At 61.4% G+C, this 11,527-nt stretch carries 11 protein-coding genes and 1 tRNA gene; all 12 read left to right on the top strand.

What is annotated here, in order from left to right; all coding sequences use genetic code 11:
* Nucleotides 1-84 (top strand): EF-Tu C-terminal domain-related protein (locus NKH36_RS33875; protein WP_455749504.1); only part of this gene is annotated, 84 nt, incomplete at its 5' end.
* 196 nt (nt 85-280) lie between these two features.
* Nucleotides 281-1,993: a COG3904 family protein gene (locus tag NKH36_RS33870; protein WP_352966129.1), complete on the top strand. Its 1,713-nt coding sequence runs from the start codon at nt 281-283 to the stop codon at nt 1,991-1,993.
* 54 nt (nt 1,994-2,047) lie between these two features.
* Entirely contained in the window at nt 2,048-2,530 is a 483-nt protein-coding gene (locus NKH36_RS33865) for a group II truncated hemoglobin (protein WP_352966127.1), read from the top strand.
* 65 nt (nt 2,531-2,595) lie between these two features.
* Nucleotides 2,596-3,141: a metal-dependent hydrolase gene (locus NKH36_RS33860; RefSeq protein ID WP_352966126.1), complete on the top strand. Its 546-nt coding sequence runs from the start codon at nt 2,596-2,598 to the stop codon at nt 3,139-3,141.
* A 35-nt stretch (nt 3,142-3,176) separates the two neighbouring features.
* A tRNA-Trp gene (locus NKH36_RS33855) sits at nt 3,177-3,252 on the top strand.
* Nucleotides 3,253-3,620: 368 nt separating this feature from the next.
* Nucleotides 3,621-3,824 (top strand): preprotein translocase subunit SecE, encoded by a 204-nt coding sequence (gene secE, locus NKH36_RS33850; protein WP_352966125.1) that lies wholly within the window; start codon nt 3,621-3,623, stop codon nt 3,822-3,824.
* Nucleotides 3,825-3,851: 27 nt separating this feature from the next.
* On the top strand, nt 3,852-4,379 hold the full coding sequence (nusG, locus tag NKH36_RS33845; RefSeq protein ID WP_006333333.1) for a transcription termination/antitermination protein NusG: 528 nt from the start codon (nt 3,852-3,854) through the stop codon (nt 4,377-4,379).
* A 172-nt stretch (nt 4,380-4,551) separates the two neighbouring features.
* Nucleotides 4,552-4,980, top strand: coding sequence for a 50S ribosomal protein L11 (gene rplK, locus NKH36_RS33840; protein ID WP_029352163.1), 429 nt, complete (start codon nt 4,552-4,554; stop codon nt 4,978-4,980).
* Between the two features lie 4 nt (nt 4,981-4,984).
* Nucleotides 4,985-5,683 carry a 50S ribosomal protein L1 gene (rplA, locus tag NKH36_RS33835; RefSeq protein ID WP_095494992.1) on the top strand — a complete coding sequence of 233 codons (699 nt, stop codon included), beginning with the start codon at nt 4,985-4,987 and terminating at the stop codon, nt 5,681-5,683.
* A gap of 411 nt (nt 5,684-6,094) precedes the next feature.
* Nucleotides 6,095-6,613, top strand: a complete 519-nt coding sequence (gene rplJ, locus NKH36_RS33830; protein WP_352966124.1) for a 50S ribosomal protein L10 — start codon at nt 6,095-6,097, stop codon at nt 6,611-6,613.
* Nucleotides 6,614-6,667: 54 nt separating this feature from the next.
* Nucleotides 6,668-7,045, top strand: coding sequence for a 50S ribosomal protein L7/L12 (gene rplL, locus NKH36_RS33825; protein WP_352966123.1), 378 nt, complete (start codon nt 6,668-6,670; stop codon nt 7,043-7,045).
* A 250-nt stretch (nt 7,046-7,295) separates the two neighbouring features.
* A complete protein-coding gene (rpoB, locus tag NKH36_RS33820) occupies nt 7,296-11,432 on the top strand; it encodes a DNA-directed RNA polymerase subunit beta (protein WP_352966122.1) in 4,137 nt (1,378 codons plus the stop codon).
* Nucleotides 11,433-11,527 lie beyond the last annotated feature (95 nt).

The following is an 11,527-nucleotide window of genomic DNA, read 5'->3' as shown; positions in this document are numbered from 1 at the left end:
GCCATGGAAGAGAAGCTGCGCTTCGCCATCCGTGAAGGCGGCCGCACCGTCGGTGCCGGCATCGTCGTCACCATCAAAGAGTAATCGACCGGCGTTGCCGGATCGACAAGGAAAGGGCGGTCTTCGGGCCGCCCTTTTTGCTTTTCTGGGTACGGCCGGCGCCCTGCGGCGTCGTCGCAAAACCCTGTTGCACGCCTTCAAACCTCAACTAGTATAGGTGGCATTGCGGGGGCTTGCCCGAATGGTTTCATGGCACCGTCTGAATGGCGAGGCATGGTGGATGCTTGGGGTGATCTGCCTGGCGTCGTTCCTTGGCATGGAACACGCTGCCTTCGCGGCGAATACCGAAACATCCGCGCCGGATCTTGGTCCGACGATGCGGTTTGTCGTCATCCGCAGCAGCGCGCCAGGTTGCGAACCGACCTGCCCGGAATGGATATCGGCTGAAGGCTCGATAGAAGCCGGCACGCCGGCGCTGTTGAAACGCGCGCTCAAGGGGCTTGGCGGCCGCAAATTGCCGATCGTAGTCAATTCTCCGGGCGGCAATGTCGATGCAGCCCTTCAGATCGGCCGCATGATCCGCAAGAACAGGCTCGATATCGCAGTCGGCGCGACGATGTTTTACGGCTGCGAGCCACAGATGAAGAATTGCCGAGCCAATGACGGCAAGGGCGCGACCTATTTCGGCTTCACCTATGCCAGCGGCGCCATCTGCAATTCCGCCTGTCCGCTGATGTTTGCCGGGGGCATCAGGCGCGTCGCCGGACAATGGGCCTATCTCGGCGTCCATCAGATCACCACGACCTACATCCAGACGAAATTGCAGTACCGGACCACCTATCGCGTGGTGAGAGGCAAGAAGAAGATCCTCAGCAAGAAGGTCGTCGGCCGCAAGAACGCCGGCAGCTACAAGACCTACGAGATGAGCAAGTCGGTGGAGAAAAGACTGGCGGCCTATCTGAAGGAGATGGGCGTCGATCATGGCGTGCTGGACGTAATGAAAGCAACGCCGGCCAGCGATATAAGGCAGATCAAGTCGGGAGATATGCTGGCGATGAAGCTCGTCACCAGCCTCGACTCCGTCGACATCCTGACGGAAGCAGCCATATGCCGGCGGAGACCGGCGCCGGCGAACTGCAGGGAAATCCCTGCGAATGCCAAGCCGGCCAAGGTGGCAGCGATCGAGGCGAAGGCCAGACCTTCTCAATCGGCTCAAGTCCCACTTTCTCAGCCGGCCAAGGAGGCAGCTGCTCAGCCGCTCGAAGCAGCGCTGGCGAGCGGGGCGCCGGAGATGCGCTTCGTTGTCGTTCGCGGCAGCAACCCGCTCTGCAATCCCGATTGCCCGGAGTGGATATCGGCGGAAGGCACGATTACGCCTCAGACCCCGCAGAAGCTGCGCCAGTTGCTCGCCACGCTTGGCAACCGGCGGCTGCCTGTGGTGATCAGCTCACAAGGCGGCGACTTATTTGGCGCATTGGCGGCGGGAAGGATTATCCACGAGAGGAAGCTCGACGTTGCCGTTGCCCGCACCGATTTCGTCGGCTGCGACCCGGGAGAATGGAATTGCCTGGCCAAAGACGGCGCTTATGCCGGACTGAGCGTCGATGCGGGAGCGGAGTGTGATTCGGCCTGCGCGCTCATGCTTGCCGCGGGTGTCAGACGGTTTGTCGGTCCTCAGGCGCGGCTTAGCCTGTACCTGATGGGACAGAAGCTGGCAGTGAAGGCTTACCTGAATGAGATGGCGATCGGTCCAGGCCTGTTCACAGCGATTGAGAAGCACTCCGACGTGCACCAACTCGAACCTGACATGATGCTGAAGTTTGGACTGACGACGGGACCGCAATCGGTGGACGAGCTGGCGGGCGCCAACCATCTGCAGATCGGTGCCCAAGCCCGACAATTGCAGGATTACGCCGTCGACCAGTGCCGAGGCGGCGGCGCCGCCGAAGCTGTAGCTTCGCACCGGCCCAAACTGGCCATCGAGGCAGGTTGAGCTCCGCACGATCGTTCCGCTATCGTCGCTGTCAGTTGCAACCGAGGATCGGTGATGAACGAGGACGTCCCGACATTGTTCGAATGGGCCGGCGGCACCGAAGCGCTGAACCGCCTGACTCAAACCTTCTACGGCAAGGTATTTAGAGATTCCATCGTCGGCCCGGTGTTCAAAAACATGTCGCCGGACCATCCTGCACATGTCGCGGCCTTCATCGGCGAGGTCTTTGGCGGACCGAAGACCTACAGCGAAGAGCATGGCGGCCATACCGAGATGGTGATGCACCATCTCGGCAAGCATCTGAGCGAGAAACAGCGCCGCCGCTGGATCAACCTTCTCGTCGATGCCGCCGATGAAGTCGGGCTGCCGGACGATCCGGAATTCCGCTCGGCTTTCACTGCCTATGTCGAATGGGGGTCGCGGCTGGCGAAGATGAACTCCAACCTTGGCGAGACCTGCGACCCGGAGACGGAACCGATGCCGGCCTGGGGCTGGGGCGTGCCCGGCGGACCGTACAAGCCACCGAGCGCGAAATAGCCTCTCCCTAGCCCGCTTGGGGCGAAGCGAGGTAATCCTTCCTGAATGCGCCACAATATGCCGCGATGTTCGACCGATTCGGCAATGAACAAGGTTTGGCGATGCTGATCGCTCATCTTCCGGCTGGCTACATACTCGGTACTTTCGCGCGAAACCGTTGGCCCGGCAGATCGGCGATCATGGCGGCGGCTATGCTCGGCAGCGTCTTCCCGGACATCGACATGGTCTACTTCCATTTTGTCGATCACGGCCGAACCCATCACCACGCCTACATTACGCATTGGCCGCTCTTCTGGGCAGCGGCCGGCCTTGTGGCATTGTCGGTCGCGAAATGGCGTGATCAGCGATATCTGGCCCTAGTCGGCGCCTTCTTTGCCGCCGCAATGATGCATATGATCCTGGACAGCGTGGCCTCGCCTATAATGTGGCTAATGCCGTTCGACCGGCATGCGCTCGAACTCGTCACGGTTCCGGCCATGTATCGCAATTGGGTCATGAGCTTCATGCTGCATGAGACTTTTGCTCTCGAACTTCTCATATGCGCCTGGGCGCTGGCCCTCGGATTTCGACGATCGCAGCTCGTCGCGGCCACGCCTAAAAACTCGACTTGAGTTCTTGTCCGCTTTATGAAATAGCAGCGCGCGATACGGGCATAGCTCAGTTGGTAGAGCGGCGGTCTCCAAAACCGCAGGTCGTAGGTTCGAGCCCTGCTGCCCGTGCCATTTTTCGAAATGGCCAATTCATGAAATGTCTGATCTTCCACGCATCGGCCTTTGAAAATCGCGCGGTGGCTTGCCATATAGGCTGTCTTGAGGCATAAGAGCGCCATAGCCGAGACGGGACGACTGGATGGTTCCGAGGCGGCGTTTGGCATAAAGCGGACACTTGCCACTTGCGTGGATCAAGAATCGGTTTTATGTAGACGAAACAGACACGCGACGCGTGGAGCTGGGAATCCGGCTTTACGCGTCCGATTTGCATGGGCGAAATGATTGCGCTGATTCGGCGCGAACACAGGCTCAGGCGGCACATCCCGGCCAGCGGGATCATCCAGGAGATCCGGTCAACGGGTCTCGCAGACAGGCGGCACATGGCTTCGAAAACCAGAAATCCTTTCGTCTTTCTCCAGCAGGTTCGCGCGGAGACCGCCAAGGTGACTTGGCCGTCGCGGCGCGAAACGATGATCTCGACGGTGATGGTTCTGGCGTTCGCTGTGATCGCGATGATCTTTTTCTTTACTGCCGATCAGCTCATGGGCCTTGCGGTCGAGCAGATTCTGGGCATTGGACGCTAAGTCCGGCGATTACGGAGAAGTCTTGAAATGACTGCGCGGTGGTACATCGTCCACGCCTATTCGAACTTTGAAAAAAAGGTCGCTGAGGACATCGAGAACAAGGCCAAGCAGAAAGGCCTGTCCGCTGACATCGAGCAGATCGTGGTGCCGACCGAGAAGGTCGTCGAGATACGCCGCGGTCGCAAGGTCGATGCCGAGCGCAAGTTCTTCCCGGGCTACGTGCTCCTGAAGGCCAACCTGACCGACGCGGTGTTCTCGCTCGTGAAGAACACGCCGAAGGTCACCGGCTTTCTGGGTGACTCGAAGCCGGTTCCGATCACCGAGGCCGAGGCGCAGCGCATCCTGAACCAGGTGCAGGAAGGCGTCGAGCGGCCGAAGCCATCGGTCACTTTCGAGATCGGCGAGGCGATCCGAGTCTCGGACGGTCCGTTCGCGTCGTTCAACGGTTTCGTCCAGGAAGTGGACGAGGAGCGGGCGCGGCTCAAGGTGGAAGTTTCGATCTTCGGGCGCGCCGTGCCGGTCGATCTCGAATTCGGACAGGTCGAAAAGGGCTGATCCGAAATCCTTGTCGCCAATTCGGCGGTGAAGGAGGCGGCGTGAAAATCGCGGCCAAAACGGGTGGGAGGCGAATGCGGCTTTAGCCGGCCGCGCGAACCGCACCACCAGACTGCAACCGCCGGTGTTGCCCAGATTTTGGGGCCCGGCATGAGATAAAGGCAGGAAAGAGATGGCTAAGAAAATTGCAGGCCAGCTCAAGCTCCAGGTTTCCGCGGGCTCGGCGACGCCGTCGCCCCCGATCGGACCGGCGCTTGGTCAGCGCGGCATCAACATCATGGAGTTCTGCAAGGCGTTCAACGCGCAGACCCAGGAAATGGAAAAGGGATCGCCGATTCCGGTCGTCATCACCTACTACCAGGACAAGTCGTTCACCTTCGTCATGAAGACGCCACCGGTGAGCTACTTCCTGAAGAAGGCCGCGAACCTGAAGTCGGGCTCGAAGGAGCCGGGCAAGGTCAAGGCCGGCACGATTGGCCGCGACAAGGTGCGCGCTATCGCCGAGCAGAAGATGAAGGATCTGAACGCGACCGATATCGAGGGGGCCATGCGCATGGTCGAGGGCTCCGCCCGCTCGATGGGTCTGGAAGTGGTGGGCTGAGATCATGGCAAAGATTGCAAAGCGTGTATCGAAGACCCGCGAAGGCATCGATCCCAACAAGGCCTATGCCTTGGGTGATGCGCTGAAGCTGCTCAAGGACCGGTCCTCGGTGAAGTTCGACGAGACCGTTGAAATCGCGATGAACCTGGGTGTCGACCCGCGCCATGCCGACCAGATGGTCCGTGGCGTGGTCAATCTGCCGAACGGCACCGGCCGTACCGTCCGCGTCGCCGTTTTCGCGCGTGGCGACAAGGCCGAGGAAGCCAAGGCGGCCGGCGCCGATATCGTTGGTGCCGAGGATCTGGTCGACATCGTCCAGAAGGGCACGATCGACTTCGATCGCTGTATTGCCACGCCGGACATGATGCCGCTGGTCGGCCGTCTGGGCAAGGTGCTCGGCCCGCGCGGCATGATGCCGAACCCGAAGGTCGGCACTGTTACCACCGACGTTACCGCCGCCGTCAAGGCGTCCAAGGGCGGCGCCGTCGAGTTCCGCGTCGAGAAGGCCGGCATCGTTCATGGCGGCGTCGGCAAGATCTCGTTCGACGTCAAGGCGCTGGAAGAGAACGTCCGTGCCTTCGCTGACGCGGTGAACAGGGCAAAGCCGGCTGGCGCCAAGGGCAACTACGTCAAGAAGGTGTCGGTCACCTCGACGATGGGGCCGGGCCTTAAGCTCGACGTCTCGACGCTGGCGGCGTCCTGATACGAACCATTTGGATCGGCCGCTAAAGGGCTGATCCGCAAACAGAATTCCGGGCCTCCGACTTATCTTGGCGGCCCGGTACCGGAAGTCGGAAGGCTTCCGGACATCCTGTCCGAGATTGCGGGCGGCCCCAAGCCTTAGTTCAAGGGGGGCCTTAATTCATGTGGGCCTGCATGAGACGGGTGAAGACCGGACAACGGAGCGACTGCTCCAATGAAAGGTTCGAACCGTGTTTGCCTTTTGTCTGCGCACCATTCGGCTTGCCGGCTGGTGTGGCGAAAGGGGGCAGGATCCTCGAGCGTCGTTCGGGAGATCCGTTACTGGATGGCCCGGCCGGCAAGGCAACCCGACGCCTGTCCTCGTAATGGGAATGTTCCCGTTAACAGGATTGGGGTCAACTGGAGATAGGCAGTGGACAGAGCGGAAAAACGCGAACTCGTCACGGGCCTGAATGAAGCGTTTTCGGGCGCTGGTTCAGTCGTCGTGGCCCACTACGCCGGTATCACCGTCGCGCAAATGAACGACCTTCGGTCGAAAATGCGTGTCGCCGGTGGCACCGTCAAAGTCGCGAAGAATCGCCTCGCCAAAATCGCTCTTCAGGGCACGGACTCCGCATCGATCATCGACCTGTTCAAGGGACAGACGCTGATCGCCTATTCGGAGGATCCGATTGCGGCGCCGAAGGTCGCGTCCGATTTCGCCAAGGGAAATGACAAGCTCGTCATTCTCGGCGGCGCAATGGGCACCACCGCGCTCAACGCCGACGGTGTGAAGGCACTCGCCACACTTCCGTCGCTCGATGAGCTGCGCGCCAGGCTGGTTGGCATGATCGCCACGCCGGCAACCCGGATCGCCCAGATCGTCAATGCACCTGCGGCTTCGGTCGCGCGTGTCATCGGCGCTTACGCCCGGAAGGACGAGGCGGCATGAGGCCGTTCCTCGCTATCACAAACACACGTTCGAACCCTATGAAGGAATATTGCAATGGCTGATCTGGCAAGGATCGTAGACGACCTTTCGAAGCTGACCGTCCTCGAGGCGGCCGAGCTGTCGAAGCTTCTGGAAGAAAAGTGGGGCGTTTCCGCTGCTGCTCCGGTGGCGGTTGCCGCCGCTGGCGGTGCTGCGGCCGCAGCTGCTCCGGTCGAGGAAAAGACCGAATTCGACGTCGTCCTCACCGAGGCGGGCGCTCAGAAGATCAACGTCATCAAGGAAGTTCGCGCCATCACCGGTCTTGGCCTCAAGGAAGCCAAGGACCTAGTCGAGGCGGCTCCGAAGCCGGTCAAGGAAGCTGTTTCCAAGGCCGACGCGGACAAGTTCAAGGCCCAGCTGGAAGCAGCCGGCGCCAAGGTCGAACTGAAGTAAGCGTTTGATATCGGCGGGCGGCTTCGCGCCGTCCGCCACTCCCTTGGCGAAGGGAGGCTGCGTAACGCGAAGAGTACGAAAACCTCTTTCCTGAGGGCCGTGAACCGGCCTTCAGGAAACGGGTTTTCTCCCGTTTTGGCCGGCCACCGACAGGTGGCGGGTGAACAAATAAAGGCCGCCGCCGAGGTGGCCGAGAATGCAAGGCGAGCAGCGGCGAGGCTCGCCCCGAGAATCGAGCTAAGGAGCGACGATGGCCCAGACACAAACTTTCAATGGCCGCAGACGCGTACGCAAATTCTTCGGAAAGATTCCGGAAGTTGCGGAGATGCCGAACCTGATCGAGGTTCAGAAGGCATCCTATGACCAGTTCCTGATGGTCGAGGAGCCCAAGGGCGGGCGTCCTGACGAGGGACTGCAGGCGGTTTTCAAATCGGTGTTCCCGATTTCCGACTTTTCCGGCTCCTCGATGCTGGAATTCGTGAAGTACGAGTTCGAAGCACCGAAATTCGACGTTGACGAATGCCGTCAGCGCGACCTGACATACGCCGCGCCGCTCAAGGTGACGCTGCGCCTCATCGTGTTCGATATCGACGAGGATACCGGCGCCAAGTCGATCAAGGATATCAAGGAGCAGGACGTCTACATGGGCGACATGCCGCTCATGACCTTGAATGGCACCTTCATCGTCAACGGCACCGAGCGTGTCATCGTCTCGCAGATGCACCGTTCGCCGGGCGTTTTCTTCGACCATGACAAGGGCAAGTCGCACTCGTCCGGCAAGCTGCTGTTTGCCGCGCGGGTCATCCCCTATCGTGGCTCGTGGCTCGACATCGAGTTCGACTCGAAGGACGTCGTGCACGCCCGCATCGACCGCCGCCGCAAGATTCCGGTGTCGTCGCTGTTGATGGCGCTCGGCATGGACGGCGAGGAGATCCTGTCGACCTTCTATAACAAGATCACCTACAAGCGCGCCGGCGATCATTGGCGCATTCCGTTCAACGTCGAGCGTTTCCGCGGCCTCAAGGCGGTTGGCGACCTGATCGATGCAGACACCAGTGAGGTCGTCGTCGAGGCCGGCAAGAAGATCACTGCCCGCCAGGCCAGAGCGCTCGGCGAAAAGGGTCTCAAGGCGATCAAGGCGACCGACGAGGATCTGCTCGGCAACTACCTTGCCGAGGACATCGTCAACTATGCGACCGGCGAGATTTTCCTCGAAGCCGGCGACGAGATCGACGAAAAGACGCTGAAGGTGCTTCTCAGCGCCGGCGATGACGAGATCAAGGTTCTCGACATCGACCATGTCAATGTCGGCGCCTATATCCGCAACACGCTCAATGTCGACAAAAACGAGAGCCGCCAGGACGCGCTGTTCGACATCTACCGCGTCATGCGCCCCGGCGAGCCGCCGACGCTCGAAACCGCCGAAGCCATGTTCAACTCGCTGTTCTTCGACAGCGAGCGCTATGATCTGTCGGCCGTCGGCCGCGTCAAGATGAACATGCGCCTCGAGCTCAAGGCCGAGGACACCGTGCGCGTGCTGCGCAAGGACGACATCCTGGCCGTGGTCAGGACGCTGGTCGAACTGCGCGACGGCAAGGGCGAGATCGACGACATCGACAATCTCGGCAATCGCCGCGTGCGCTCGGTCGGCGAGCTGATGGAGAACCAGTACCGCGTCGGCCTGTTGCGCATGGAGCGCGCGATCAAGGAGCGCATGTCCTCGATCGAGATCGACACGGTGATGCCGCAGGACCTGATCAACGCCAAGCCGGCGGCTGCCGCCGTGCGCGAGTTCTTCGGTTCCTCGCAGCTGTCGCAGTTTATGGACCAGACCAACCCTCTGTCGGAGATCACCCACAAGCGCCGTCTCTCGGCGCTTGGACCCGGTGGTCTGACCCGCGAGCGCGCCGGTTTCGAGGTGCGCGACGTGCACCCGACGCATTACGGCCGCATCTGCCCGATCGAGACGCCGGAAGGCCCGAACATCGGTCTGATCAACTCGCTGGCGACCTTCGCGCGCGTCAACAAGTACGGCTTCATCGAGAGCCCGTACCGCAAGATCGTGAACGGCAAGCTGACCAATGAGGTCGTCTATCTGTCGGCGATGGAAGAGGCCAAGCACCATGTTGCGCAGGCCAATGCCGAGCTCGACAAGAATGGTGGGTTCGTCGACGAATTCGTCATTTGCCGCAACGCCGGCGAAGTGATGATGGCGCCGCGCGAAAACGTCGATCTGATGGACGTGTCGCCGAAGCAGATGGTGTCGGTGGCCGCGGCCCTGATCCCGTTCCTCGAGAATGACGACGCCAACCGCGCTCTGATGGGCTCGAACATGCAGCGTCAGGCCGTGCCGCTGGTGCGCGCCGAAGCGCCGTTTGTCGGCACCGGCATGGAGCCGATCGTCGCCCGTGACTCGGGCGCCGCCATCGGCGCCCGCCGCGGCGGCATCGTCGACCAGGTCGACGCGACGCGTATCGTTATCCGTGCCACGGAAGATCTCGATCCCGGCAAGTCGGGCGTCGACATCTACCGGCTGATGAAGTTCCAGCGTTCGAACCAGAACACCTGCATCAACCAGCGTCCGCTGGTGCGCATGGGTGACCGGGTCAACAAGGGCGACATCATCGCCGACGGCCCGTCGACCGAACTCGGCGATCTGGCGCTCGGCCGCAACGTGCTGGTCGCGTTCATGCCGTGGAATGGCTACAATTACGAGGACTCGATCCTCTTGTCCGAGCGCATCGTCGCCGACGACGTCTTCACCTCGATCCACATCGAGGAGTTCGAGGTCATGGCGCGCGACACCAAGCTTGGGCCGGAGGAAATCACGCGCGACATTCCCAACGTCTCGGAAGAAGCGCTGAAAAACCTCGACGAGGCCGGCATCGTCTATATCGGTGCGGAAGTGCAGCCTGGCGATATCCTGGTCGGCAAGATCACGCCGAAGGGCGAAAGCCCGATGACGCCGGAAGAAAAGCTTCTGCGCGCCATCTTCGGTGAAAAGGCGTCGGACGTGCGTGACACCTCCATGCGCATGCCGCCCGGAACCTTCGGCACCGTCGTCGAAGTGCGCGTCTTCAACCGCCACGGTGTGGAGAAGGACGAGCGCGCCATGGCGATCGAGCGCGAGGAGATCGAACGCCTCGCCAAGGACCGCGACGACGAGCAGGCGATCCTCGACCGCAACGTCTATTCGCGCCTGTCCGACGTTCTCGTCGGCAAGGACGCGATTGCCGGGCCGAAGGGCTTCAAGAAGGGCTCGAAGCTGTCGAAGGACACGCTCGACGAGTATCCGCGTTCGCAGTGGTGGCAGTTTGCGGTGGAGAACGAAAAGCTCCAGAGCGAACTGGAAGCCCTGCGTGGCCAGTACGACGATTCCAAGAAGGCGCTCGAACAGCGCTTCATGGACAAGGTCGAGAAGGTGCAGCGCGGCGACGAGATGCCTCCCGGTGTCATGAAGATGGTCAAGGTCTTCGTGGCCGTGAAGCGCAAGATGCAGCCCGGCGACAAGATGGCCGGCCGGCACGGCAACAAGGGTGTCGTGTCGCGGATCGTTCCGGTCGAGGACATGCCGTTCCTCGAGGACGGCACGCATGCCGATATCGTGCTCAACCCGCTGGGTGTGCCGAGCCGCATGAATGTCGGCCAGATCCTGGAGACGCATCTGGGCTGGGCTTGCGCCGGCATGGGCAGGAAGATCGGCGATCTGATCGACGCCTACAAGACGGCCGGCGACATCAAGCCGCTGCGCAAGACGCTCGAGAGCTTCATGCCGGCCAACGACCGCAACGAGCCGATCCGCGACTATGACGACGAGAGTATCGTTCGCCTCAGCGAGCAGATGCGCCGCGGCGTCTCCATCGCGACACCGGTGTTCGACGGCGCGCACGAGGCCGACATCAACATCATGCTGGAGCAGGCGGGCCTGCACACCAGCGGTCAGTCGCAGCTCTATGACGGACGCACCGGCGAACCCTTCGATCGCAAAGTGACGATGGGGTACATATATATGCTCAAGCTTCACCACCTTGTGGACGACAAGATCCACGCGCGTTCGATCGGGCCGTACTCGCTCGTTACCCAGCAGCCGCTGGGCGGCAAGGCGCAGTTCGGTGGCCAGCGCTTCGGCGAGATGGAGGTCTGGGCGCTCGAAGCGTATGGCGCCGCCTACACGCTGCAGGAGATGCTGACGGTGAAGTCGGATGACGTCGCCGGCCGCACCAAGGTCTATGAGGCGATCGTCAGAGGCGACGACACGTTCGAGGCCGGCATCCCCGAGAGCTTCAACGTTCTGGTCAAGGAAATGCGGTCCCTAGGCCTCAATGTCGAGTTGGAGAACACCAAGCTCGACGACAACCCGATCCGGCTGCCCGACGCGGCCGAGTAAGCAAGACGTGCCGTCGCGGCGCCCCCCCCCCGACGCCCCGCCAGATAACCAAAAATGGTTTAAGGGGTTAGGCCGAGCTAAAGCTAAAACAAAAA

This window comes from Mesorhizobium sp. M1312 (assembly GCF_040318115.1).
Classification (GTDB): domain Bacteria; phylum Pseudomonadota; class Alphaproteobacteria; order Rhizobiales; family Rhizobiaceae; genus Mesorhizobium.
This window is presented reverse-complemented; position numbering and strand designations above follow the sequence as displayed.